Genomic DNA, 26,155 nt, shown 5'->3' with positions numbered 1-26,155 from the left:
GATTAGTAATTAGTGATTAGTAAGACAAGTTTTTACTAATTTTTCAGTTAGAGTTTTTCTACTGTATTGCTGTAAACCTACCGGATGAACTTTTAATTCATTTTGTTTGAACGACTGATAGTGAGTAAAAATTATTTCTTTTAATTCTACTTTATCCTCATAGGTAAAAAATGAACCGGTGTTGGTTTCTTTGATTATGGTTTCAAAATCAGAACCCTTTGGACCAATTGCAATTACTGGTCGATCGGAAACCATGTATTCAAATAATTTTCCGGGTATGATGCAACGCGTAGTAGTATCATCAATTTCAATTAAGAGTAATACTTGTGAAGCACGTTGGTGTTGAATGGCTTCTTGATGCGAAACATAGCCTAAATTGAGTACGTAATTCGATAATGTAAACTCTTGAATGGTATCTAGAATTTCCTGACTTACTTTTCCAATCAATTTTAATTGAAAATCATTAGCAAAATCAGTATTTTCATTGATTATTTCTTTCAAGACCTTCCACAAAATTCTTGGATTTCTATCGGAAAGAAATGAGCCAATGTGTGCTAAGGTAAACTTGGCATCCAAAGGTGTTTTTTCAACATTTTCAACATCATAACCGTTGGTAATCACCTCAATTGGCTTGGAAGTTAGATACGCAAATTCCGATTTAGTTGTTGGACTGGTAACTAAGATTTTATCGGCAGTTTGCAATACTTTTTTTTCTAAAACTTTATGCTTACGTTCCGCCTTTTCTGTGAGCATTAACTCTTTGTGGTAACCGATGGTTGTCCAAGGATCTCTAAAATCAGCTATCCAATTGATGCTTAATACCTTTTTCAATTGCAGACCGATAAGGTGTAAACTATGTGGAGGTCCGGTTGTAATGATAGTGTCAATTTGATGTTTTTGCAGGTAATCTTTCAAGAAAGAGACGGAAGGTTTTACCCATAAAACTCTTGCATCCGGTATGAAAAAATTCCCTCTAATCCAAAGCAACAGTTTGGCAATGATGGATTGTTTTTTCTTACTTGGGATAATTCCTGAGCTAATCTTTTTGGTAGTATTGTTAGAAAAAAATGCCGCCCAACGATAAGGTTCTTTTATTTTTTGTTTGATGATGATGACATTTTCCGAAACATCCTTTGTCAATTTTTCATCTACTATCGGATAAGTTGGATTTTCAGGAATGTAAACATGTGGCTCATACCCAAAATCAGGTAAATATTTGACAAACTTCAACCAACGCTGCACCCCAGGTCCGCCTGCCGGTGGCCAGTAATACGAAACAATGAGGACTTTTTTAGTTTTGGATTGCAAAATGAAAAGTATTCTTTTTTATTCAATTTAATTTATTCTTCATTTAACTTATTTAGCTCTTCAATATCAAGTTGGTCTTTTGGACGGTTGGATGCCTTTTTTGCTAAAATTAAACTATCATAATCAATGAATTTAACTTCTACTCCACCCAAAAGAACAATTGTTGCTTCATCATATAATTCTTGAAAAGATTTATCTTCCAATCCTTTTATAGCAGTCATAATATCCAAACGCAAACCAAAATTTAAAGAAAAATCCGTCCAACCTGGAATAAAAACCATTGTTTCTATGGCTTCAAAATCTCCTATTCCAATATCTATAAATGCTTTTCTAAGATTTTTTCTATTATCTAGTGTATCGTCTATAAGAATGTCTAAATCTCCGGTATTTCTACTATAACCATAAATATTAACAGCAAACCCACCTATTGTGATATACCGAACTTTATGTTCTTTAAAATATTTCCATATCACAAAAATCTGTTCTATCATTTTTTAGGATATATTTTAGGTGCATTTTTCAAAGTATATGAAAGCTCAATAATGGCAAAAAGTCGCTCCAATCGCTCAACATAAGTTAACGACTTTATTTCAGCAATTCGTTTTGCTTCTTTTTCGTTAGGATGGCCGTGATGTAAAATTTCTTTTTTCATTTCACAAATTTTCAATCAAATATAAATTAAAAAACCTGCATAACTATTGATCGTTCCTATTCTTTCTTTCAAAATATATTCCACCTAACAACAATAACAACATTCCAACTGAACTAAATAAAGCAATTGAACTTCCGGTTTTCACCACTTCAGGCTCAAATTTAAATTCAATTGTGTGCTTTCCTGCCGGAATTTCTAACGCTCTCAACACATAATTCACACGTATCATTTCGGCTTCTTTTCCGTCAATCGTTACTTTCCAACCTTTAGGATAGTAGATTTCTGAAAAAACTGCTAAGCCTTTATTTGTATTTTGAGAAGTGTATTTTAAATAATTTGGTTTGTATTCATCTAATTTAATTGTCGCCAAACTGTCTTTTACATAACTGGATTGAATAACACCTTTAAACATAGTAGGTTTTACCCAAACGGCTTCCTCTTTTGAGTTCAAACTGTCTAAAGCTTTCATTTCTTCATCCGCATTTTGAACTAATTTAAGCTTGCTCACAAACCAAGCATTTCCATTAGCTTCAGGGTTTTGTAAAGGAATGGGTTGACCTTCTTCTGTGGTTTGAATAACATATTTCACATTCAACATGTTCAATACCTGAATGTTATTATTGGCAATTTGATAATCATACAGTTGTTGCATCCGTTGTGGTTTAACGGCACTATAACCACCAATTGCTTTGTGAAAGTAAGAAGTACGAGCTCCTGCCATTCCTTGTGATGGTTCAAAAACCCTGAAATGAATGTCTTTATCTTCTTTAATTCGCTGGTCGGCTGCACTGGCTTGAATAGGTTCCATCACTTCACGTGCATTCACAAAATCATCAGCATTTACATAACTTTTATCAATGAAAAACAAATCAAAAACCATTACCAATCCCACTAAAAGAACGGTATTGGTTTGTACTAATTTTTCTTTCAAACTCAACCATAACAATCCAACAACAACAGCAATGAATCCGATTGAACGAAGCAAATCAGCTGTAAACATCGATTTTCGGTCTTCAATTAATGCCTCAACAAATGGTTGCCCAATTTCTCGATACGCTTGACGATAATAGTCATCATTTCCACCGGCAAAATTGAACATTCCTTGTCCGATGAATAATAATGCCAGAACTCCTATTGCAATTGCGGCAGATTTCCATAAAGCTTTCCATTGTTCCTCTTTTTCGGTTTTAAAAAAGGAATATAATCCCATGATGGCTAATGCCGGAATACACAATTCCAAAATCACTTGAATAGAAGAAACCGCTCTAAATTTGTTGTACAACGGCACATAGTCAATAAAAAAGTCGGTCAATAAAGGGAAATTTTTTCCCCAAGACAACAATAGCGAAACAATTGCTCCAGTTAAAAGTGCATATTTAAGTTTTCGCTTTTCGGTAAACATTCCCAACACAAACAAAAAGAAAACAACAGCACCAATATAGGCCGGTGCTGCTACAATAGGTTGGTCACCCCAATACGTTGGAGCATTATTGGCATAGTCTAACGCATCGGCTTCAGGAGCACCTAATTGAATAAAAAGTTCATACATTGCACTTTCTTTTCCCAATTTTTCTGCATTACCACCACCAAAAATTCTAGGTGCTATAAGGTTGAAACTTTCCGCAATTCCATAACTATATTCCGTAATGTATTCATACGACATACCGGATTTACCTTCTACTTTTTCTCCATTTGGTCCAAAAGTTAATTCATTGGCTCCTCTTGTACTAAACTCCGTATATTCAGCGGTTGCTAATAAATTAGTGGCATTTGAACCCAAAGCCAATAATCCTGCCACTACAAAAACACCAATCGTTTTACCAATAGCAGAGAAGTCTTTTTCTTTAATAAATAAATAAAAATAATAGGCAGAAATAATCAATAACAGCAGCAACAAATAATAGGTCATTTGAAAGTGATTGGCTTGAATTTCCAGAGCTGCGGCAACCATTGTAAGCAATCCACCAACAATATATCGCTTTTGAAAAACCAATAAAACGCCTGCAACAACCATTGGCATATAAGCAATGGCATGAGCTTTTGCATTGTGTCCAACACCTAAAATAATAATCAGATAAGTAGAAAATCCAAAGGCTAAAGCACCAAAAAATGCTTTAAGCGGATCAATTTTTAAGGCACATAATAAAATATAAAACCCTAAGAAATAGAGAAATAAATAGTCCGCAGGTCGAGGAAGAAAACGCAAAACACTATCAAGCGATTTCACATAATTATGCGGATATTTTGCACCCAATTGATACGTTGGCATTCCACCAAATGCGGAGTTTGTCCAATATGGTTCTTCTCCGGATTGATTTCTGAAATCATTTTGTTCTTTGGCCATTCCGGTATATTGTACAATATCGGATTGGCTGATTTGTTTACCTTGTAAAACCGGATAAAAGTAAAACAATGAAACCGCTACAAATCCGATAATAACATATAAATGAGGTAAAAAACGTTTAAAATTGTTCATGGTTAGGTTGTTCAATATTTAGTTTACTTCTTCATAATCAATATATTCTCCCACTTTATTTTTTTCTGTCATTTTCGCTTTGGGTGGAGCTTGATTAGCAGCTTGTTGCTGTTGTTGAAATTCCATTTGTTGTTGAAAAGTTTTTTCGGCTTTTTGAACCATTTTCCGTAACAAAATAGGCATAAGAATTCGGCTTATAATCTTAAAAGCATAATAAATTCCAATGATAATTAGAATGGTTCTTATAAATCCGGGGATAGAAGCGGTTTGCATACAACATAATTTTGGGTAAAAATAAGAAATACCCGCTTTAAATTTAGTCGATGTATCATAAATAAATAATAAAAAGTCTTATTTTTGGTTTCTAAACTTATTAAACTTCAATTCTTGATGAAAAATATTCGTTTTCCATTCGCAACAATTCTTACCTTGGTATTTGCTTCCGGTTATTCGCAACATACGGATATGATAAATTCCAATCGTCCCGGTATGTCGATGTCGGCTTTCTCTGTCGGTAAAACTGTTTTTCAAGTAGAAGGAGGGTTATATGGCTATCGAGAAAATCATGACCTAGCTCGTTATAATTCTAATGGAATGGGAATGGAATTAGATTTTAGATACGGTGTATTGTTTGAACAATTAGAAGTAATTGCTAATTTCAAATACCAATATGATAAATATTATTCACCTTTGGTAGAACAAACCAGAAGTGGTTTGCGTTCAACCTTAATTGGAGCAAAGTATTTGATATATGATCCCTATAAAAACTATGAAGAGAAACCTAATTTATATAGCTGGAAAGCCAATCATAAATTTAAATGGAGACAATTGATTCCCGCTGTTTCAGGTTATGCCGGTATAAACGTTGGCTTTGCAAATGATGATTATGCCTTTCCAAATGAGCCGGTAATCAGTCCGAAAATCATGATTATTGGTCAAAATCAAATTGGTAGTCGTTATGTATTAGTAACTAATATTTTTTATGACAAAATCACTTCCGATTATAATACATTGGGATATGTAGTTACTTTAACCAGAGGTTTCAATGAAAAATGGTCAGGATTTATTGAAAACCAAGGATTTAAAGGTGATTATTATTCTGATGGTATATTTAGAATTGGAGCTGCTTATTTGTTGCAAGATAATCTTCAAATTGATGCATCAATCAGTAAAAATATAAAAGATACGCCAAGCTTGTTTTATGGTGGTGCCGGAATTTCGTGGCGTTTTGATAAAAAATACCAACCGGTTAAAATAGAGAAAGAGGAAGACGGTGGAAAACGAGTGGATAAAAAGAAAAAAGACAAAAAAGCCAAAGAAGAGAAAAAACGTTTAGATAAAGTAGATGGATAGTACAATTAATGTTGTTGAAGCGAAAACAAAAAAACAGCTTCTTGAATATGTGAAATTTCCATTTTCACTTTACAAAAATCACCCCTATTGGGTTCCTCCTTTGATTAATGACGAATTAGAAACGTTTGACCAAACAAAAAATCCGGCATTTGATCAAGCTGAAGCTTATTTCTTTCTAGCTTATCGCAATAATAAAATTGTAGGTCGAATTGCTGCAATTGTAAATTGGCAAGAAATCAAGGTACAACAAAAACCCAAAGTGCGTTTTGGTTGGTGGGATGTTGTTGATGATATCAACGTGACCAAAGCCTTGTTGGAGAAAGTGTATGAATTAGGTAAAAAACATCATTTGAGTTATGTTGAAGGTCCAATGGGTTTTTCAAACTTGGATAAAGTTGGTGTACTTACAGAAGGTTACGACCGTTTAGGATCAATGATTACATGGTATAATTATCCTTACTATAAAGACCATTTAGAACAATTGGGTTATGTAAAAGAAAAAGAATATTTTGAAAGTTTATTTTCCTTTTCAGATGTACATCCTGATAGTTTTTCTAAGATTAGTCATTTGATAGAACAACGTTACGGACTTCGAATTGAAACATTTACAAAAACAAAAGACATTATTCCGTATGTGGATGAAATGTTTAATTTATTCAATACTAGTTATGAAAAGCTGGCATCATTCGTAGCCGTTTCGGAACGTCAAAAAGAGTATTTTAAGAAAAAATACATTCCTTTTGTAAATCCGGAATATATATTATTTATTTTAGACAAAGAAAACAAAATGGTTGCTTTCAGTATTGTAATGCCAGGTTTTTCAGAAGCTTTAAAAAAGGCTAATGGTAGATTATTTCCCTTTGGATTCTATCATTTACTGCAAGCAAAAAAACATAGTAAAGAAGTATTGTTTTATTTGATTGGAATTGAACCCGAATACCAAAACAAAGGTGTAACCGCTATAATTTTTAGAGAATACTACAATGTTTTCAAAGAAAAAGGAATAACATTGTGTAATCGAACACCTGAATTGGAAGAAAACAATGCGATTCACAATTTATGGAAAAACTTCAATTCAACCGTTGACCGAAGACGAAGAACGTATCGAATTGAATTAGAAAACGTATAAAAAAAACAGCCGATTCAAAAAAAGAATCGGCTGAATTATTATATTGTAAATCTGAATTATGACACGTCAACAGTGGTAGCTTCCGCAATCTTTTTATACGTTCCATTTACCAATTTTTCACGAATAGCTTCGAATGCTGAAAGTGTTTCATTGATATCTTCTAAAGTATGAGAAGCAGTTGGAATCATTCTCAACAAAATAATTCCTTTTGGAATTACCGGATATACAACTATAGAAAGGAAAATTCCATAGTTTTCACGTAAATCATTCACCATTACCATTGCTTCAGGAATAGAACCTTCCAAATAAACCGGTGTCACACAAGTGTTAGTGTCACCAATATTGAAACCTCTACTTTTCAAACCATTTTGAAGTGCATTCACATTTTCCCACAACTTATCTTTTAATTCAGGATGATTTCTCAATAATTCTAAACGTTTCAAAGCACCAACCGTTTGAATCATTGGCAATGCTTTTGCAAACATTTGTGAGCGTAAGTTGTATTTTAAATAATCAATAATATCTTTGTCAGCAGCAATAAAAGCTCCAATACTTGCCATTGATTTAGCAAAAGTGGAGAAATAAATATCAATTCCGTCTTGACAACCTTGCTCCTCACCTGCTCCGGCACCAGTTTTTCCTAACGTACCAAAACCATGTGCATCATCTACCAACAAACGGAAATTGTATTTTTCTTTCATGGCAACAATTTCTTTTAATTTACCTTGTTGACCACGCATCCCGAAAACACCTTCTGTGATGAATAAAATTCCTCCCCCGGTTTCCTCAGCCATTTTGGTTGCACGTTGAAGATTTTTCTCCATACTTTCCAAATCATTATGACGATAGGTGAAGCGTTTTCCCATGTGAAGACGAACGCCATCAATGATACACGCATGAGCATCAACATCATACACAATTATATCATTTTTTGTTACCAATGCATCGATGGTGGACATGATACCTTGATAACCAAAATTCAATAAATAGGCAGCTTCTTTCATTACGAAAGCCGCCAATTCTCTTTCTAATTGTTCGTGCACATCTGTATGACCACTCATCATACGAGCACCCATTGGATAAGCCGCACCATATTGCACTGCCGCATCTGCATCAGCTTTTCTAACTTCCGGATGATTAGCCAAACCTAAATAATCATTGATACTCCAATTGAGTATTTGCTTTCCGTGAAATTGCATTCTTGGTCCTAATTCACCTTCCAATTTAGGAAATACATAATATCCTTCTGCTTGAGAAGCCCATTTTCCTAGCGGTCCTTTATTGTTTTGGATTCTTTCGAATAAATCTTTTACCATGATTTTGTGTGTTAAAAAAACGTGACAAAAGTAATGATTTCTTTACGTTCTACATAATAAATTTAAGAAGAAATCGGATTTTGCTTTTATACGAAATGAAAAATAAAATTAGTTGTTTTTTAATTATCTTTGATAGCGTTTAATTCTGATAATAATGAGCAAGCACGACAAAGAAGATTTAAAACTAGCCGTTTTAATTGATGCAGATAATGTTCCGTATAGCAATGTGAAAGGAATGATGGAAGAAATTGCCAAATACGGTACACCCACCACCAAAAGGATTTATGCCGATTGGACTAAACCAAATGCAGGTGGATGGAAAGCAGTTTTGTTGGAGCACGCCATAACGCCCATTCAACAATACAGTTATACGACCGGGAAAAATTCATCTGATTCTGCTTTAATAATTGATGCAATGGACTTGTTGTATAGTGATAAACTGGATGGGTTTTGCATTGTATCCAGCGATAGTGATTTTACCCGATTAGCCATTAGATTGAGAGAATCCGGAATGAAAGTGATAGGGATTGGTGAACAAAAAACTCCAAAATCCTTTATTAGTGCTTGTGACAGATTTATTTTTATTGAGGTTTTAGAAGGAGCCAAGAAAAAGAAAAACATTGCATCTACAACGGAATCAACCGACAAAAAGAAAGAAGACAAGCAATTCCTTAAAATTGATGTGGAAACAATTGACATTATAGAATCGAGTATAGAAGATTTAGCTGATGATGAAGGTTGGGCCTTTTTAGGTGATGTTGGAAATCTAATAGTGAAGAAAAAACCGGAATTTGATCCACGAAATTTTGGATTTTCAAAACTTACTCCATTGATGAAATCGCTTACCAAAATAATTGAAATTCACGAACGCGATTCCGACAAAAAAGGAATTAAACATGTTTATGTGAAACTGAAATAAAAATTAATAAATTGACTTTTTTTTGTTATGTATTAAATTTAATCGTAAATTTTTTTATTATCAAAAATTCTTTACACAACTAGTTCAAAGATATTTTTAAACAACGCTTCTTTGTCCACCGGTTTGGTCATGTATTTGTTCATACCGATTTCCATTACCCGTTCTTTTGTGGTTTCCATCACATCTGCTGTTAATGCAATTATCGGAATATTTTTGTTCTTTTCACCTGCATCACCTTTTCGAATGGCAATAGTTGCTTCATAGCCATCCATCACAGGCATTTGCAAATCCATTAAAATAATATCAAAGGATTTTTCTTGTAGTATTGTAATTCCTTCTAAACCATTATTAGCAAAAACAACTTCAGTATTCAACCATTTTTTGGTAATCATTTTAATCACCATTTGATTCATTGCGTTATCTTCTACCACCAAGATTTTCTTACCATTCAAATCAAAATCAATCATTTCAGGTTGTGAAACAATTTTCTTTTCCACTGCCACAACCGTGTAAGGAAGTGTAATTCTGCAAACGGTACCTTGATCTAAAATACTTTGCATTTCTACTTTTCCTTCATGTAAATCAGCAAGATTTTTAACGATATATAATCCCAAACCTAAACCACCAAACTTTCGTTTGTTGTTGATATTTTCTTGTGTAAACGATTCAAAAATAGAATTCATTTTTTCTTTTGGAATACCTGTTCCGGTATCGGCTATACTAAAAAACAATTCAACTTTTCCGTTTTTGAGTGGCTTACATTCTACTTTAAATGTTACAAAACCGTGTGTTGTAAACTTTAAGGCATTACTCAACACATTGTTTAGCATTTGAGATAAACGCATTTTATCGCCTAAAATCATTTCCGGTAGTTCATCTGAAATATCAATATTAAATCCAAGTCCTTTATTTTTGGCACGATAGGCCATATTTTTAACCAAATGCTCTATCATTTGTTTTGGATTAAATTCCTCACTATCCAATTTCAACTCTCCCTTTTCAATTTTAGAAAAATCCAAAATATCATTGATGGAACTCAACAAACTATAGGATGAATCTTTAATCAAATTGCTGTTTTTTTGAATAGCATCATCTGCTGTATCTTTCGAAATTTCTTTCGATAAATTTAAAATAGCATTTAAGGGAGTACGTAATTCATGACTGATATTCGATAAAAAATAAGACTTCATTTCGTTCATTTCTTCTGACTTTTGAAGTGCATCCTGTTGAAATTCTTCTCGCTCATCACGCATTTTTCTAATCAAGTTAGCCATCGAAAGCGAAAGAAAAATCACTTCCATTCCGGTGCCTAATTTAGAACCGTTTTCTGTAGTGAAATTTACAGGCAATACACCAAAATTCTTCAAAATGAACATGATAAATCCGATAATCAAAAACAAAATACCAAAAACGAAAAAACGATCTATTTTTTTAGTTTTGTTATAAATTACAACAACCGAAGCGATGATTAATATCAATAAGATCAATCCGAGAGCATTGGCCAAAGGATAGGATATTTCTAAAGCTTTTGGTGAAACTATTAAGGAAAGTAATAAAGCAAAATCAAGTATAAAAATGATGTAAAAAGCTCCATTTATAAATTCACTATATTTTTTGATCTGAAGAAAAACTTGTGCATATCTACCTAAAAAGAAGTTGGCTAAACATGCTGATAAAATTACCGCATTCAAACATAACCATCCTGAATTTGGCGTAATTAATTGATAAAAATATCCATCTAACGAAAATTGTAAAGCTCCAATAAATACCACATATAAACTGTAATACAGGAAACTTCTTTCTTTCATAGCAAAAAAGAAGAACATATAAATGATAGCCGCAATCAACAAAATGCCATAAAAAATTCCAAAAATAACTTGTTCAAAAGACATTGTTTGCATCAAGTTATCCATTGAACGAAGCATAATTCCGGCATTAATTACTTCACCATCACTTTTTAAATGTAAATAATAGGTTTGCAATTCATTAGGTGGTAATTCTATTTTGAATAAAATTTTTCTGTTTTGAATACTTCTTTCCTTGAAAGGGATTGCATCACCACTAACCTGTTTGTTTATTTTTTGTTCCTGATCAATGGTATAAAAAGTTGCATAATCTACAATTGGTCGACAAGCTTCCAAATAAAATGTTTGTATCTTGGAGGTTTCATTTTTAATTTGAAAGGTTAACCAATAATGATTACTTGTAAAACCTAAATCTGTGTTCTCGATGGGCAATATTTCAAAAACAATTTTACCGTCCTTTAAAATTTGATGTAAAGAACGGTCTTCTTGCTCTAAATTGGCGATTTTGGCATAAGGGTGTAATGAAATTTCATCAATTTTTTGATTGTCATTGATAACAAACTGTGACCATAATGGATTATAGAATACTAACAGCAATAGGAATAAAACACAGCTTCTAACAAACGATGGGGCTTCGTTTTTTTGTTTCATTTTGTATTTTGTTTTGGTTTTGGTTCTTTACTTACGTAAAAAATTAAATTATGGTTTTATTATTTTTAATATTTTTTTACCATGATATTTAACTATACGAAAAGCAATAATAAACAAAATTGTAAAGTATAAAAAAACTTTAACTTTTGTAGAAGTAAGAATCAACAATAAACTGATAATTAATCAATTATAAATACTGATATAAACAGAAACAAAATGAGCAATTGTTCCGAAAAGAACAAATAAATGCCAGATGGAATGATAATACATTTTATGGTCTTTCACATAAAAATACACCCCAATGGTATAGCTTAAACCTCCCAAAATAATCCAAAGAAAAACTGAAAATGGAATGGTTTCAAGTAGTGGTTTAATAACAAAAACAATCATCCATCCCAATGCTAAATAAAGCACTGTAGATAAAAATTTAAATTTTTTAGTAAAGAAAATTTTAAAAATAGTACCCAACAACACAATAGACCACATAACACTTAAAAAAAGTATTGCTGTTTCCGTTTCTAAATATTTAACCATCAGTGGAGAATAGGTTCCGGCGATTAAAAAATAGATACTAATGTGGTCACAGACTTGAAGTATGTTTTTTGTTTTATCATCTTTTGAAATGTGATACAATGTTGAAAAAGTATAAACCAACAACATACCTATTCCAAATGCAACAAGAGATACAAACAAACTAAATTGCTGATTATCAAAAGCATCTGTCAACAAAAAAGGAAGTGCTATGAAACAAAACAGTATGCCAATTCCGTGTGAAATGGCATTTACAATTTCTTCATTTCGAGTTTGTTCACGATTCTTCATTTTAGTAAATTAATTAAGTAAACAAAAAATACAATCAAAGTTGCAAAATGCTCACACAAAATTAAAAATTAAATAGTTGAAAAAGTTATCTTTATACACAAAAATGAGTTAAATATGGCTTTATCTATTGTATTCGCTTCCAATAATTTACATAAAATAAATGAAATACAACAATTAATTCCTTCTGAATTAAAATTACTTAGTTTAGATTCTATTGGCTGTTATGAAGAAATACCTGAAACTGCTTTGACTATTGAAGGTAATGCCATTTTAAAAGCCAATTATGTTACTGAAAAATATGGTCACTTCTGTTTTGCTGATGATACCGGATTAGAAGTTGAAGCCCTTAATGGCGAACCCGGCGTTTATTCCGCTCGTTATGCAGGTGAGCAAAAAAATGCAAACGATAACATGCAAAAGTTGTTGAAAAATCTTGAACATTCAACCAATCGAAACGCACAGTTTAAAACAATTATCTGTTTGAATATCAATGGTGAACAACATTTATTTGAAGGAATCGTAAAAGGAAAAATTGGTTTTGAACCAAAAGGAAATCAAGGTTTTGGATATGATCCAATCTTTATTCCGGATGGTTATACTACTACTTTTGCTGAAATGAGTAGGGAAGAAAAATCAAAAATCAGTCACCGTGGACTTGCTGTTGAAAAGCTAGTACGTTTTTTAACATCAATGTAGATGCTTTACACAGGAAAAGCCAATAAATTCGCACTATACGGAAAAGCAAATTCTTCAATCTTGTGATGTGTATCCAACCAAGTTGATTCATCTTCTTTTTTAAGTACAATCGGCATTCGCTTTTTGTGATTATGTACAAAACGCATCGTCTCATTGGCTTCCGTTGTCAGAATAGTAAATGAATTTTTAGGCTCTCCATCGGCAGGATTTCGCCAAAAACTATATAAACCCGCCATGGCAAAAAGCTCCTCTTCGCCATAAATAATGTATTTCTGTTTTGATTTTCCTTTTTCATCCAACCATCGCCATTCATAAAAAGCAGTGGCAATCACTAAACAACGTTGATGAATGATGTTTGAAAAACTAGGCTTTTCAGTAACCGTTTCCATTCTTGCATTAATTGTTTGTTGCTGAATAGATACATCTTTTGCCCAATGCGGAATCAATCCCCATTGAAAATTAGTTACAATTTCCGTTGGGTTCGTATTTAAGATAATAGGCGAACATTTATGTTCAAAGGCATTGATAACATCGGCTTGCAAAAAAGATTCGGGCTTTTGGACAATCGCTTTAAAACGTTTTTCCACTTTTGGTATCGCATCTTTTTGTTGCATGTAAAAGCACATAGCCTTTTTATATTATTTCTAATAAGAATTGAAATTTACGATTAACACCTGACAGGTTTTCAAAAAAAACCTGTCAGGTGTAACTTTCTTAAACAAATCTATAATTTATAAATAAAACTCTCTCCCGGTTGAATCTCAATTGAAAATTTCCCTACGCCATTTTTGATGATTAATTCCGTTGCATTTTTTAAATACAATTGGTCTTTCATTTTATAACTACCATCTTTCAGATTCATTTTTTTCACTACTCCGGCCGGCAAAATAACTTGACATTTCACAGCCGTATTTTGATTAAAATTGGTCACGATAATCAATTTTTCATTTTCACTCCAACGCACATACGAATATAACCCGAAATCATACCCTAAACCGGCTTCTAAATTGGCATCGTGAATTTGTTCGTAATCACCCATCAACGCACTACTTTTCAACGTAAAATTCAATAATCGTTTGTAAAAATCACGTAATTCTTTTTCTTCTTTAGATAGTTGTCCGCCATCAAATTTTCCGCCATTCATCCAACGTTGGTGATGTGGAACGCCTACATAATCAAAAATTGATGTACGTGATTGTTTCCCAAAACCGGCATCAATTGCACCTGGTTCACCTACTTCCTGACCAAAATAAATCATCGTTGGTGAAGAACTAATAGTAGCTGAAACCACCATCAACGGCATTCCTTTTTTCGGATCACCAGCAAATTGCGGACTCGCTAAACGTTGTTCGTCATGGTTATCTAAAAAGTGAAGCATGTGGTGTTCAATATCTTTTAAATCTTCTTGAATACCCGAAATATGCTTAGGTAAACCTCGTCCTTGCACAATATTTTTGAGTGTATCATACATTTGTACTTTGTCATACAAATAATCCATTTTTCCTAAATGAATGTAATTTCTATATTCCGCAGGATTATACACTTCAGCCAACAAAAAAGCATTTGGATTTTTCATTTTGATAGAGGAATTCATATAACTCCAAAATTCTACCGGCACCATCTCAGCCATGTCATAGCGAAAACCATCTACGCCTTTGTCTATCCAATAATGCGTGATGTCTTTGAATTTTTTCCAGGAATCCGGAACGTCTTTTCCTTTCCAAAAAGCAGCATGAGCTTTATAATCTTTTTTGTCATATCCTTCCGGTAAGGTTGGAAAATCCTTTGTACCGTCCGGTTTTACACCATAATTGATTTTTACTGTTTCATACCAATCATTGATATCCGGTTTAGCTAATCGTGAACCATTTCCGGTCCATTTTGCCGGAATTTCTTCAAATTTTCCATCAGCTAATGCATTTTTTTCACCACCAAGTGGTTTATAATTGGCATCGGTTGGCACTTCAAATTTAGAATTGGGAATGTAATAAAAGTTGTTATTTCGTTTGTATTCCACAGACTTATCATCATCCGCTCCAAAATCTTTCACCCCATTCGGATTGGTTTTTCCTTCATAACGACGAGCAATGTGATTGGGCACAATGTCAATGACAACCTTCAATCCATTTTTGTGTGTGCGTTCAATCAACGCTTCAAATTCTTCCAATCTTTTTGCAGGGTCAACCGCCAAATCAGGGTTTACGTTGTAATAATCTTTTACGGCATAAGGCGAACCGGCACGACCTTTTACCACATCCGGGTCATCATTGGAAATTCCGTATTTGGTATAATCACGAACTACGGCATGATGCGGAACACCTGTATACCAAATGTGCGTTACGCCTAACTCTTTGATTTCTTGAAGTGCTTTATCTGTAAAATCATTGAACTTCCCTACTCCGTTTTCTTCGATGGTTCCCCACGGTTTATTGGTAGTATTCATATTACCAAACAAACGTGTAAACACTTGATATACCACTATTTTATTTTCTCTATTCGATTCATTAACGGTTTCCGATTGACCTTTCATATTTTTTTGTTCGCAGGATAAAGTTGAAAATAAGACGATAGAACTTAATACAACTGATGACTTTTTAAACATAATTCATTTTTTTGAGGTTGAAAGGTACAAAATGAATTGATAATTTTCTTAACTTTTTGACATAAAAAAACACCGAAAAATATTTTCTAACGGTGTTTCAAGAAGTATAGATATTTTTTACTGATTCCCCAAAATAATCGGCATTCCGTCTTTACCGGAACCAATGACAATAACTTTGCAAATATTTAATTTACATTATTAATTATGCAGATTTAGTATATTTGGGAAAATACTATATTTATGAGACTAGCAGCAGTTTTAATTAAAAATCATTTTTTATTTGATGAACCACAAATAATAAATTTTGGTGGTGAATACATTTATGATTATAAATTTGAAAATATTGAAAATGATAATTTTATTTTAATAAAAACAAAAAATAAAGATTTTATAGCTGATTTTTTTGGAAAGAAAATTGAATTATTAACTGCAATAGTTGGAGAAAATGGTTCTGGTAAATCAAGTTTATTAAATGAATTTTCTTCAGAATCTCAAAACTTAGGAAATAATTACAATTACCAAATTAATAAAATTAACACAATCTTTATATATGAAAAAGATGAAAATAATATTTTAACAACCAAAATTTATTATAATAACGATGAAAAGAAATATGATGAATTTCAAAAATTTAAAAGACCCACAGAATCATTAAGACAGTCAACTATATTATACAATATTTACGACAAAAACTTTGATTCAATTTATATAGATTTTAAAGAATTTAAAAGAGGTAATCAGTATGCAACTTACTTTTACAGTTACAATTCTCTAGAACTTAACTATAAAGCTAACAATAATATTGAAATTTCAGGTTTAGCAGATTTAATGGATGAAATCATTTTCTTTTCTAATGAAGAATTAATTGAAAATTTGAATCAAATTTATTCAGATATAACCTTTTACAAAAGTATTAATTTAAAAGCTAATCAATATGGTTTTAATTTGAAGAGCCTTGAATCATTCATTAATTCAAACTATAAAAAACAATTTAAAACAGAAGATGAACTTTTTAGTTATATCGAAAAAGAATCTTCAAAAGATGGTGTTTTTTTCTTCTTTAATCATTTATATAAAATATATTTAAAAGAAAATGAAAATAGTGCTTCTTTTGATATTGATGGTAAAATTTTTGTTACAGGGCTAAATGAAAATTATAAACTATTTGAAATATATTATCATTTAATAGCTAGATTGTTCTTTTATAATTTAAAAAATTTAAATTTTTATGATTTGCTTTGTAATAGATATAAAGATGATATAACAGTTGAAAATTTAAATAACAAAGTAAGATTTTTAAGGCTTATAGAAGTGATTATAAATTTCATAAAAAAATCGAATCTAGAATTAACTCAAATAGATATAAATTTTTACGATTCTCTTTTAAATTTTATAACAGTTTTGCCCGAAGATTTAAAACTAAATTTAAAAAAAGAAAACATTGAAAAAAACAGTACTCTGATTAAGAACTATATGAATATAGTTAATACCGTTAGCTTATTCTGTATAATTGACAACACAGAAAAATACGATTTCTTTAATAGATATTTTATTAATTTCCTTCCTGATTTTAGAATTTCACAAGGGGAAAAATTTTTAATTAAGCTTTTTTCTAAATTATATGCTAATAAATTTTATTCAAGCAGAATGTCTGTTGACAATTATCTTTTATTAGATGAGCCAGATATTGGATTTCACCCAGAATGGAAAAAAAAATATATTAATGCAATGTTGAAATGTCTACCGTTAATTTTAGATATTAAAGATGAAAAAAAATTACAAATAATATTTACTACACATGAGCCATTAACATTATCAGATATTCCAAATAACAATGTTGTCTATTTAAAAAAAGATAAAAAAAGCGGGAAAACAAAAATTTTAAAAGACTCAGAAAGACCGCAAAAATCATTTGGTGCAAACATTACAGATTTATTGGCAGATAGTTTTTTTATAGAAGATGGATTAATTGGCGATTTTGCAAAAAGTAAGATAAGTGATGTAATTGAATTTTTAAATAAAAGAGACTCAAAAATAGAAACTAAGGAAGAAGCCAAACAAGTCATTGAGATAATTGACGAACCTTTGATGAAAAATAAATTATTAGAAATGTATTTTAATCGTTTTCCAGAAGAATACGATATAGAAAAAGAAAAAGACCAAATCCGAAAAAGAGCTATTGAATTAGGATTAATCCCAGAATAAATATGATAAAAATAACTCCAACTTCAGAAGCAGTTAAATTTCATAACGAAAAGGTTAACGAAATCTTTGATAAATTAATTTCTGATGGTTACATTCTAAGAAATAAAAAACAAAAAAAAATATGTAAAGATTTTATTAACTTTCTAATAAAATACAAAGATGAGTTGATTAATGCGTTACCAAATCGATTACTTGAAATTCATGAAGAATTTGAAATGAAAAATTTTTCAAAACATCAAATAGTATTAATAAGAAGTTTTTTTATCCAAACGGGTTATGGTAAATTTCAAAATAAAGAATTTTTAAATTTTCTTGGTATTGACACTTGTGTTTACTGTAATCGAAATTATACTTTATATTTTGGAGAAAATAATGCCAGAGCTGAATTAGATCATTGGTTTCCAAAATCTGAATTTCCAATATTAGCATTATCTTTCTATAATTTAATTCCAAGCTGTCATTCTTGCAATCACATTAAACTTAATAATTCGCCAATTGGTGGATGGAAAAATGCTTTAAACGTTATAAATCATCCATATTTGGATAAAAATGATTTTAAATTTAGTTATTACTATAATTCATTTTCCGATTTTAATCTAAACATAAACGTTAAGATGAATTCAAAATCTAATGAAACTTTAAAATTTAATAAAATAAATGAAATTTATTCAGCACATTCTAATAAAGAACTGAATGATTTATTAAGTTTAAGATATAAATATTCAGATAACTATATTGATATTTTAGTAAACAAAACATTTATAGGCACTCCTTTTTCAAAAGAAGAAATATACCGAATGATTTTTGGGATCGAGATTCATCCTGAAGATTATCACAAAAGACCATTTAGTAAATTTAAACATGATATAATAGAGGAATTAAAACAAACTAAAAAATATTAATTTACTGATTCCCCAAAATTATCGGCATTCCGTCTTTACCTGAACCGATAACAATTACTTTTGAATTGGTTGACTTTGAAAGTTCTAAAGTCGCTTGAATTCCTTTTTCCTGTAGAATTTTATCGGTTAAAGAAGCACTTAAAATTTGGTTGGCACGGGCTTTACCTTCAGCTTCAATACGTTGACGTTCGGCTTCTTTTTGAGCTTTTTCTAAACGGAATTCATATTCTAAACTTTCTTGTTCTTGTTTAAGCTTAGTTTCAATCGCAGTTTTAATGGTGGATGGTAACGTAACATCACGCACTAATACTTCATTTAATTGAACATATTGATTGGCTAAAATCTTTTTCGTTTCAGTAAAAATTTCGTCTTGAATGGCATCTCTTTTGGTAGAATACAATTGTTCAGGTGTATATCTTCCTACCACACTCCTGGCAGCAGAACGAATAGCAGGACGAATCACTCTTTCGATGTAATTTTCGCCTTTTTCTTGATGTAATTTTCCGGTATTTTCATATTGGGGATGAAACCAGGCAGTAGCATCCAATTTGATTTCCAAACCATTGGAAGACAAAACTTGCATTTGTTCAGACAATTCTTGTTGACGTACTTCGTAAATAAACACTTTATTCCATGGAGCTACCAAATGAAATCCTTCACCAAGTGGCGGTTCATCTGTAACCACACCTCCTCCAAACGTTTTGTATAAAACTCCGGCTTCACCAGAACCAATAGTTACAGTAGATTTTGCGATAAAAATGATAAGAAAGATAACGCCAATAATCATCGGAATTAACTTAAAATTGAATGGTTTATTCATAAAAAAGTATTTTGGTTTACTTTTTATACGCAGAAAAAGAAAGAAAGTTACAATAGAACGTTCAATTAATGATCGTCGTCTTCATGTTTCATTTCTTGCATTTCATTGGTTTGAGTTGTCATATTTTCGCGAATTTCTGTATGGCGAATTTCACCACCGGAAGTACCCACAAATTTAGAAAATACCACTCCAGCAACGGCTAATAAAAGTACCAAATAAGAAACCAAACTTGCCTTTGCATGTTTTTTGGTATTGGTTACCAATCCTGCAATGGATAGTAATCCTAAAGCATACAATACTTTCATGTACTTTTCAGCCAATTCTTCGTGCTCATGAATAATGTCGTGTGATATGCCTAATTCTTCCACAATTTCCTCGGCTCCTTCGCCGGTCATCATGGTGGCTTTAGCCATGATCATGCAAAAAATAAACATCATATAAGCCGTGTTGATGAGAATGGTTTGCTTTTTCAAGATTCCGTAAAGTAAGATAGCTGTTCCGAAAAATAATCCGATAATGGGGAAATGGTTAAAAACCATGTGTAAATGAGCTTGATTCATGAGATAAAAATTAATTGGTTAGTTCATAGACTCCTTTTGTTAGTATTTTTGCATTTTGATTAACGTTTTGATTGAGTTTAATTTCTGTAAAACTTTCAGTTACTTCACCAATTTCACTCAACGTTTTTTTAAATACAAAACGGTCTTGTTTTTGTTGTCCTAAAAGTACAAAATATTTATTGTCTTCTTTAATAATAGCATCTTTTGGTACACTCCATCCTTTTTTTGTAGAAGTAATAACTTTAGCTTCTACAAACATACCTGAAAGAAATTTTTCTTTTAGTTCTTTTTGCAAAGTTCCGTAAACTGAAATGCTTCTATCTTCATTTTCAATAGATTTACCTACTGTTTGAACATTAGAATAAAATTGTTCTTTACTGGCTTGCGGAATGGTAAAAAGAATTTTTTGACCCTGCTTGATGGATAAAATATCACTTTCAAAAATAATCAGGTTTAGCATTAAATGTTCGGTATTTACTACTTCCATCATTACGTCTGAAGGTGACATAAACATGCCAACATTGGCATTCATTTTTGTGACATCGCCGCTAATTGGTGAAGTTAATGTAATGATTGATGTAAATTTTCCATTCTCTACATTATTCGGATTAATGTTCAATAAAAGCAATTTTTCTCTTAATCCTTGGTACATTCCTTTCGCTTGACGGTAATCACTTTCTGCTTTTAAATAATTTTTTTGAGAAGTAATTTTTTCTTCGAATAATGTTTTTTGACGTTCGTATTCTGATTTTAGATACTTGATTTGCTCTGCCACTTCTACATAATCTTTTTGCAAATCCAAGTATTCTGTATTTTCAAGCGTAATTAGAGCTTGTCCTTTGGTTACTTTATCCCCAATTAACAATGAGGTTGATTTTACATAGCCCCCAATAAACGGAGAAATTTTGGCTTTGTATTGTGGCGGTACATCAATTTTTCCTGTGGCTTGAACTACCACATCAAAATCTTGTTCTATCGGAGAACTAATTTCCATTTTACTGGCTTCAAATTGTTGTTGAGTAACGGTAATTAATCCGTTATCACTTACCTTCTCTTCTTTTTCTTTTTGTTTACAAGAAAGTAAAAATGTTGCTATTGCAAACAGTATAACTATATTTTTCATTTTATTGATAATTGATGTATTGAATATCGAGTTGTGTTTGATTGAATTGATTCACAGCCGATAGATAATCGACCTGGATAGAAGTGGCGTTTTCTAAACTAATGATGTATTGAAAGAAATCAATTTCACCCTGTTGATAACTTAAATTGGCTACTTTTATAATTTCTTCTGCTACTTTTTTGCCAAATTGATTATAATAGTCAATGGCTTGAAAATGTTGCTCCAATTCATTTTTTTTCTGAATGATATGTGATTCAAGTCTAATCGCTTCGTTTTGCTTTTGCTGCTCCCAAACTTGTGTTTCCAACTTTGCTACTTTGGATTTAGCCAGATTTCCGTTGCATAAAATTGGAACAGCAATACCCACTTGAAAACCATACAAGGATTGTGACAAACCGGTATTTCTTCCCTGAAAGTATTCCAAGTTCAAATCGGGTAACCAATTTTGCTTTTGTAATTTTTCATTGGTTTGGTATTTTTTGGAAACACTTTGCCAATAATCCTGATAAAGTCCTTGACTTTTGGATTGTTGAAAGTCAATTAATGGCACAATTGTAGTCGATTGAATAACTATTTTTTCATCCGTTTGAACCAACGATTGTAAAATTTCAAGTTGTACTTTTTTTTCTTTTTCCAACTGAGAAAGCTTAGTTCTTATTTGTCTAAACTTAGCCTCTGCGGTAATCTTTTCTAAATAATTGGTTTCACCCAATTCAAAACGACGATGACTGGCTTTTGAAAAATTTTGGTACAAACTATCCAAATAACGATACAGTTTCTCTTGATGTTGAATATATACAATCTGATGATATACTTTAGAAATATTGTTTTGCAATTCATTTTTCTGCAATTCAAATGATGCTTTTTGAATTTCGGATTCTGATTGCAATACCTTTTTTTGAGCTCCATAAACAGTTGGAAATGCAAACGATTGTTGCACACCAAAAACCTTTAAAGGTAAATTATTTAACGCTAAGTTATTCTGATCATAACCATAATAAAGCGTGGTTTTATCAAAATTATAAGCCGTTTGAATGGCAGCATTTGCTTTATCAATTTGCAATTTTCCTGCTTTTATTGCCGAGTTATTTTGCAACGCTTTTGCCATTATCGAGTCTAATTCAGATGGATTGTTCTGAGCAAATCCAACACTAGTTACAAGTAAAAATATTAAGCAATACGTTCCACTAACATGCTTTTTGAACTTAGGTTTTTTAAATTCTTTTTCGTCAAATATTTTAAATAATAATGGTAGAACGATCATGGTTAATAAAGTGGCCGTAAACAAACCACCAATCACAACCGTTGCTAAGGGTCGTTGTATTTCTGCACCGGCACCGGAAGAAATAGCCATTGGCAAAAATCCTAAAGCAGCAGCGGTAGCGGTTAATAATACGGGACGTAATCGATCGGTTGTTCCTTTTAGAATTAATTCATTCATATCTTTCATACCGCTGTGTTTTAGTTCTTTAAAATGTTCGATTAACACAATTCCATTGAGTACTGCAATTCCGAAAAGAGCAATAAATCCAACTCCGGCAGAAATACTAAACGGTAAATCACGCATCCATAAAAATAAAACGCCACCAACAGCCGATAATGGAATAGCAGAATACACCATCAATGCTTCTTTAATGGAACCAAAAGCAAAGTGCAACAACACAAAAATTAAAAACAAGGCAATTGGAACGGCAATTAACAATCTGGCTTTGGCACTTTCTAAATTTTCAAATTGACCACCATAAGTGATTCGGTAACCCGGTGGTAACGTGACTTTAGACTCAATTTGCTTTTTCACATCATCTACCACACTTTGCAAATCTCTGTTTCTGACATTGATTCCCACTACAATTCGACGATTAGTATTGTCCCGTGAAATTTTTGCCGGTCCTTCAGTGTAAGTAATATTAGCCAATTCACGTAACGGAATTTGGTCGCCGTTGGGAGTAGAAACAAATAAATTTTGGATATCTTCAATATCCGTTCTGTTTTGTTTTTCTAATCGAATGACCAAATCAAATCGTTTTTCTCCCTCAAAAACATTTCCAACTGTTTTTCCGGCGAATCCTAAAGCAATCATATCATTTAAATCGGCAATATTCAGTCCGTATCGGGCTATTTTTGTTCGGTCGTATTCCACAAACATTTGAGGCAAACCTTCCGTTTTTTCAATGATGATGTCTGATGCTCCTTCTACATTTTTAATTGCTTTTTCAATTTCATGAGCTTTTTTGGCCAAAACTTCCAAATCTTCACCAAAAATTTTAATGGCCACATCAGAACGTGAACCGGAAATTAATTCGTTGAATCGCATTTCGATAGGTTGTGTAAATTCAATTTCCATGTTTGGGATTTTTGCTTCCAAAGCCGCTTTTATTTTATCGGCCAATTCATCTTTTGAAGTTGCAGAAACCCATTCCGATTTTGGTTTCAATTTTACAATAATATCGCTTTCCTCCATACTCATTGGGTCGGTTGGCACTTCTGCTGCCCCTATTCTACTCACTACTTGAGCAACTTCGGGAAAATTATTTAAAATAATAGACTCAATTTTAGTAGTTGTTTCGATAGTTTTTGAAAGAGATGTTCCGGTTTTTAAAACAGGTTGAATAACAAAATCACCTTCATCAAGTTGTGGAATAAACTCTCCACCCATGGTAGAAAATAAAACGATGGCAAAAAACAATAAACTTACTGCTCCTACCAATACTTTTTTGGCATTTGCTAATGACCATTTCATCACCGGTAAATACCAATTATTCAATTGACTTATTAAACGATTGGAAATTGAATTTGGATTTTCTTCTTTCGGTTTTAAAAACAAAGAAGCAGCCACCGGAACATAGGTAAAACAAAGCAACATGGCACCCAATAAAGCAAAACTAAATGTCATGGCCATGGGTTTAAACATTTTACCTTCGACTCCGGAAAGGGATAAAATGGGTATAAAAACGATAAGGATGATTAACTGACCAAACACAGCTGAATTCATCATTTTGGAAGCACTTTTATAGGTAATTTGATCAATTTCCATCTGACGTTCTTCTTTTGCTAAACCTACTATATGTTTGGATTTATGAGCAATTTGAAAGGCAATGAACTCAACGATGATAACCGCTCCGTCAATAATGATTCCGAAATCGATTGCACCTAAACTCATTAAATTAGCATCGATTCCGAAAATATTCATAAACGAAATCGCAAACAACAAACAAAGTGGAATGACAGAGGCCACAACCAATCCAGAACGCCAATTTCCTAACAATACAACCACCACAAAAATGACGATTAAACATCCTAAAATTAAATTTTCAGCAACGGTGAAAGTTGTTTTTCCAACTAATTCACTTCTTTCTAAAAACCCGTTGATGTAAATACCTTCGGGGAGTGTTTTTTCGATTTCAGTTACGCGAAGTTTCACATCTTCAATAACTTGTTTGGAATTGGCTCCTTTGAGCATCATCACTTGACCTAGTACTTTTTCACCTTCTCCATTACCGGTAATGGCTCCAAAACGATTGGCATGACCAAATTGAACTTTGGCGATATTTTTTATGTAAATCGGATTTCCGTTTACATTTTTAATCACGATATTTTCAATATCTTCAAGTTTTGTTACTCGACCTTCACCTCGAATAAAGTAACTTTGATTGGTTTTTTCTATATAGGAACCACCGGCAATACTGTTGTTTTTTTCTAAAGCGGTAATAACATCTGACACAACAACATTCATCGCTTTGAGGCTAGAAGTGTTGATAGCCAATTCGTATTGTTTCAAATAGCCGCCCCAAGTATTGATTTCAACTACACCTTTTATTCCGGATAGCTTTCTTTTTACGACCCAATCTTGAATGGTACGCAAATCGGTAATCGAAAAACGGTCCTTAAATTCAGGTTTGACCTCCAACGTGTATTGATACACTTCACCTAAACCGGTTGTAATAGGCCCCATTTCAGGTGTTCCAAAACCTTGTGGGATTTTTTCAGAAGCGGTTTTTATTTTTTCGGCAATCAATTGACGGGGTAAATAGGTGCCTATTTCATCTTCAAAGACAATGGTTACGACAGATAAACCAAATTTAGAAATGGAACGAATTTCGGTCACGCCGGGTAAATTGGCCATTTCTAATTCTACAGGATAGGTAATATATTGTTCAATATCTTGTGTGGAAAGATTTCTTGAAGTCGTAATAACTTGTACTTGATTGTTGGTGACATCCGGCACGGCTCCTATTGATATTTGAAAAACGGAGTACAATCCGAATCCTAAAATACCCAATGTAAACAGGAGAACAATTAGTTTATTTTTTAAACTAAAAGCAATTATTTTTTCTAACATTTTTTGATATAATTAAACTAAATAAATAGTACTTATTTGATAAACAAATAAATACACAAAAACACTTTTGTTAATTTGTGAAAAATGTTATGCTATTTTTGGCGGAAGCCAAATCGAAGAAGTTAAATTCGATTTAAAAGTAGAATGGTAATGAAAGATTTTTTTTCTAGTGTTGAAAAAGGAAATCGTTTCAAATTGGTTGTTTTCCATCATCGCAAAATAAATGATTGATGAGGTGTTTTCTAGGGTTTTAAAGGGTAAGTCATGGTGTTCTTCATGACTGTGCTCAGCATTTTTGGAATAATGTAATTTTATAAAATCAATAAACGAAATGAAAGCATTCTTGGTTTCGTTTTTATGTTCGTTGTAATGTTCAATTAAATATGGAAGTTTTAGCAATTGCCCTATTGATGTGTTGGCACACATAAAAATCGATATTAAAAATATGGCAATTAATTTATTCATTATCAATAAGTA

At 32.1% G+C, this 26,155-nt stretch carries 21 protein-coding genes; 6 read left to right on the top strand and 15 right to left on the bottom strand.

Annotation, left to right across the window (positions count from 1 at the left end; genetic code table 11):
• Window positions 1-9 precede the first annotated feature (9 nt).
• The 5 genes from H601_RS0106795 to H601_RS0106775 are packed head-to-tail and all read right to left on the bottom strand — an operon-like array spanning window position 10 to window position 4,709.
• Window positions 10-1,308 carry a glycosyltransferase family 4 protein gene (locus H601_RS0106795; protein ID WP_026710805.1) on the bottom strand — a complete coding sequence of 433 codons (1,299 nt, stop codon included), beginning with the start codon at window positions 1,306-1,308 and terminating at the stop codon, window positions 10-12.
• Window positions 1,309-1,340: 32 nt separating this feature from the next.
• Window positions 1,341-1,799, bottom strand: a complete 459-nt coding sequence (locus tag H601_RS0106790; protein WP_026710804.1) for a hypothetical protein — start codon at window positions 1,797-1,799, stop codon at window positions 1,341-1,343.
• Window positions 1,796-1,960 carry a hypothetical protein gene (locus H601_RS16605; RefSeq protein ID WP_169628255.1) on the bottom strand — a complete coding sequence of 55 codons (165 nt, stop codon included), beginning with the start codon at window positions 1,958-1,960 and terminating at the stop codon, window positions 1,796-1,798. Before H601_RS16605 ends, H601_RS0106790 begins: the two co-directional genes overlap by 4 nt.
• A 43-nt stretch (window positions 1,961-2,003) precedes the next feature.
• Window positions 2,004-4,436, bottom strand: coding sequence for a YfhO family protein (locus tag H601_RS0106780; RefSeq protein WP_156900360.1), 2,433 nt, complete (start codon window positions 4,434-4,436; stop codon window positions 2,004-2,006).
• Between the two features lie 18 nt (window positions 4,437-4,454).
• Entirely contained in the window at window positions 4,455-4,709 is a 255-nt protein-coding gene (locus H601_RS0106775; RefSeq protein ID WP_026710802.1) for a hypothetical protein, read from the bottom strand.
• Window positions 4,710-4,826: 117 nt separating this feature from the next.
• Between H601_RS0106775 and H601_RS0106770 the strand changes: the two genes are divergently transcribed.
• Both H601_RS0106770 and H601_RS0106765 read left to right on the top strand, forming a co-directional pair.
• Window positions 4,827-5,789, top strand: a complete 963-nt coding sequence (locus H601_RS0106770) for a transporter (RefSeq protein ID WP_026710801.1) — start codon at window positions 4,827-4,829, stop codon at window positions 5,787-5,789.
• Entirely contained in the window at window positions 5,782-6,918 is a 1,137-nt protein-coding gene (locus tag H601_RS0106765; RefSeq protein ID WP_026710800.1) for a hypothetical protein, read from the top strand. The genes H601_RS0106770 and H601_RS0106765 overlap by 8 nt, the downstream gene beginning before the upstream one ends.
• A 56-nt stretch (window positions 6,919-6,974) precedes the next feature.
• On the opposite strand, the gene capB is transcribed toward H601_RS0106765, so the two are convergent.
• A complete protein-coding gene (capB, locus tag H601_RS0106760; protein WP_026710799.1) occupies window positions 6,975-8,234 on the bottom strand; it encodes a cysteate-C-fatty acyltransferase in 1,260 nt (419 codons plus the stop codon).
• A gap of 154 nt (window positions 8,235-8,388) precedes the next feature.
• On the opposite strand from capB, the gene H601_RS0106755 reads away from it, so the two are divergent.
• Entirely contained in the window at window positions 8,389-9,153 is a 765-nt protein-coding gene (locus H601_RS0106755; RefSeq protein WP_026710798.1) for an NYN domain-containing protein, read from the top strand.
• A gap of 71 nt (window positions 9,154-9,224) precedes the next feature.
• Here H601_RS0106755 and H601_RS0106750 read toward each other — a convergent pair whose 3' ends face one another.
• The gene (locus H601_RS0106750; protein ID WP_026710797.1) at window positions 9,225-11,609 is read right to left on the bottom strand and encodes a hybrid sensor histidine kinase/response regulator; all 2,385 of its coding nucleotides are present in this window, start codon (window positions 11,607-11,609) and stop codon (window positions 9,225-9,227) included.
• A 183-nt stretch (window positions 11,610-11,792) separates the two neighbouring features.
• Window positions 11,793-12,431, bottom strand: coding sequence for a PAQR family membrane homeostasis protein TrhA (gene trhA, locus H601_RS0106745; RefSeq protein ID WP_026710796.1), 639 nt, complete (start codon window positions 12,429-12,431; stop codon window positions 11,793-11,795).
• 114 nt (window positions 12,432-12,545) lie between these two features.
• Between trhA and H601_RS0106740 the strand changes: the two genes are divergently transcribed.
• Window positions 12,546-13,127, top strand: a complete 582-nt coding sequence (locus tag H601_RS0106740; RefSeq protein WP_035655649.1) for a non-canonical purine NTP diphosphatase — start codon at window positions 12,546-12,548, stop codon at window positions 13,125-13,127.
• A gap of 5 nt (window positions 13,128-13,132) precedes the next feature.
• Here H601_RS0106740 and H601_RS0106735 read toward each other — a convergent pair whose 3' ends face one another.
• Window positions 13,133-13,753, bottom strand: coding sequence for an SOS response-associated peptidase (locus tag H601_RS0106735; RefSeq protein WP_026710794.1), 621 nt, complete (start codon window positions 13,751-13,753; stop codon window positions 13,133-13,135).
• Between the two features lie 98 nt (window positions 13,754-13,851).
• On the bottom strand, window positions 13,852-15,729 hold the full coding sequence (locus H601_RS0106730; RefSeq protein ID WP_026710793.1) for an alpha-amylase family protein: 1,878 nt from the start codon (window positions 15,727-15,729) through the stop codon (window positions 13,852-13,854).
• Window positions 15,730-15,969: 240 nt separating this feature from the next.
• Between H601_RS0106730 and H601_RS0106725 the strand changes: the two genes are divergently transcribed.
• Entirely contained in the window at window positions 15,970-17,934 is a 1,965-nt protein-coding gene (locus H601_RS0106725; RefSeq protein WP_026710792.1) for an AAA family ATPase, read from the top strand.
• Between the two features lie 2 nt (window positions 17,935-17,936).
• Entirely contained in the window at window positions 17,937-18,836 is a 900-nt protein-coding gene (locus H601_RS0106720; protein ID WP_026710791.1) for an HNH endonuclease, read from the top strand.
• A 1-nt stretch (window position 18,837) separates the two neighbouring features.
• Here H601_RS0106720 and H601_RS0106715 read toward each other — a convergent pair whose 3' ends face one another.
• From H601_RS0106715 to H601_RS0106695, 5 genes are all read right to left on the bottom strand, one after another.
• Window positions 18,838-19,656, bottom strand: coding sequence for a prohibitin family protein (locus H601_RS0106715; RefSeq protein ID WP_026710790.1), 819 nt, complete (start codon window positions 19,654-19,656; stop codon window positions 18,838-18,840).
• A gap of 65 nt (window positions 19,657-19,721) precedes the next feature.
• Window positions 19,722-20,216, bottom strand: coding sequence for a hypothetical protein (locus tag H601_RS0106710; protein WP_026710789.1), 495 nt, complete (start codon window positions 20,214-20,216; stop codon window positions 19,722-19,724).
• A 10-nt stretch (window positions 20,217-20,226) separates the two neighbouring features.
• The gene (locus H601_RS0106705; RefSeq protein WP_026710788.1) at window positions 20,227-21,339 is read right to left on the bottom strand and encodes an efflux RND transporter periplasmic adaptor subunit; all 1,113 of its coding nucleotides are present in this window, start codon (window positions 21,337-21,339) and stop codon (window positions 20,227-20,229) included.
• 1 nt (window position 21,340) lies between these two features.
• Window positions 21,341-25,678, bottom strand: a complete 4,338-nt coding sequence (locus tag H601_RS0106700) for a CusA/CzcA family heavy metal efflux RND transporter (protein WP_026710787.1) — start codon at window positions 25,676-25,678, stop codon at window positions 21,341-21,343.
• An 87-nt stretch (window positions 25,679-25,765) separates the two neighbouring features.
• Window positions 25,766-26,104: a hypothetical protein gene (locus H601_RS0106695; RefSeq protein WP_084139944.1), complete on the bottom strand. Its 339-nt coding sequence runs from the start codon at window positions 26,102-26,104 to the stop codon at window positions 25,766-25,768.
• Between the last annotated feature and the right edge of the window lie 51 nt (window positions 26,105-26,155).

The sequence above is a fragment of the Flavobacterium filum DSM 17961 genome (assembly GCF_000425465.1).
In the GTDB taxonomy this organism is placed as follows: domain Bacteria; phylum Bacteroidota; class Bacteroidia; order Flavobacteriales; family Flavobacteriaceae; genus Flavobacterium; species Flavobacterium filum.
The sequence above is the reverse complement of the archived record's forward strand: the minus strand, read 5'-3'. Positions and strand labels throughout refer to the sequence as shown.

Bases quoted from the DNA above. Each gene is read 5' to 3' on its own strand.
- H601_RS0106790 (WP_026710804.1), bottom strand. From the start codon at position 1,799: ATGATAGAACAGATTTTTGTGATATGGAAATATTTTAAAGAACATAAA.
- H601_RS16605 (WP_169628255.1), bottom strand. From the start codon at position 1,960: ATGAAAAAAGAAATTTTACATCACGGCCATCCTAACGAAAAAGAAGCA.
- H601_RS0106780 (WP_156900360.1), bottom strand. From the start codon at position 4,436: ATGAACAATTTTAAACGTTTTTTACCTCATTTATATGTTATTATCGGA.
- H601_RS0106775 (WP_026710802.1), bottom strand. From the start codon at position 4,709: ATGCAAACCGCTTCTATCCCCGGATTTATAAGAACCATTCTAATTATC.
- H601_RS0106770 (WP_026710801.1), top strand. From the start codon at position 4,827: ATGAAAAATATTCGTTTTCCATTCGCAACAATTCTTACCTTGGTATTT.
- H601_RS0106765 (WP_026710800.1), top strand. From the start codon at position 5,782: ATGGATAGTACAATTAATGTTGTTGAAGCGAAAACAAAAAAACAGCTT.
- capB (WP_026710799.1), bottom strand. From the start codon at position 8,234: ATGGTAAAAGATTTATTCGAAAGAATCCAAAACAATAAAGGACCGCTA.
- H601_RS0106755 (WP_026710798.1), top strand. From the start codon at position 8,389: ATGAGCAAGCACGACAAAGAAGATTTAAAACTAGCCGTTTTAATTGAT.
- H601_RS0106750 (WP_026710797.1), bottom strand. From the start codon at position 11,609: ATGAAACAAAAAAACGAAGCCCCATCGTTTGTTAGAAGCTGTGTTTTA.
- trhA (WP_026710796.1), bottom strand. From the start codon at position 12,431: ATGAAGAATCGTGAACAAACTCGAAATGAAGAAATTGTAAATGCCATT.
- H601_RS0106740 (WP_035655649.1), top strand. From the start codon at position 12,546: ATGGCTTTATCTATTGTATTCGCTTCCAATAATTTACATAAAATAAAT.
- H601_RS0106735 (WP_026710794.1), bottom strand. From the start codon at position 13,753: ATGTGCTTTTACATGCAACAAAAAGATGCGATACCAAAAGTGGAAAAA.
- H601_RS0106730 (WP_026710793.1), bottom strand. From the start codon at position 15,729: ATGTTTAAAAAGTCATCAGTTGTATTAAGTTCTATCGTCTTATTTTCA.
- H601_RS0106725 (WP_026710792.1), top strand. From the start codon at position 15,970: ATGAGACTAGCAGCAGTTTTAATTAAAAATCATTTTTTATTTGATGAA.
- H601_RS0106720 (WP_026710791.1), top strand. From the start codon at position 17,937: ATGATAAAAATAACTCCAACTTCAGAAGCAGTTAAATTTCATAACGAA.
- H601_RS0106715 (WP_026710790.1), bottom strand. From the start codon at position 19,656: ATGAATAAACCATTCAATTTTAAGTTAATTCCGATGATTATTGGCGTT.
- H601_RS0106710 (WP_026710789.1), bottom strand. From the start codon at position 20,216: ATGAATCAAGCTCATTTACACATGGTTTTTAACCATTTCCCCATTATC.
- H601_RS0106705 (WP_026710788.1), bottom strand. From the start codon at position 21,339: ATGAAAAATATAGTTATACTGTTTGCAATAGCAACATTTTTACTTTCT.
- H601_RS0106700 (WP_026710787.1), bottom strand. From the start codon at position 25,678: ATGTTAGAAAAAATAATTGCTTTTAGTTTAAAAAATAAACTAATTGTT.
- H601_RS0106695 (WP_084139944.1), bottom strand. From the start codon at position 26,104: ATGTGTGCCAACACATCAATAGGGCAATTGCTAAAACTTCCATATTTA.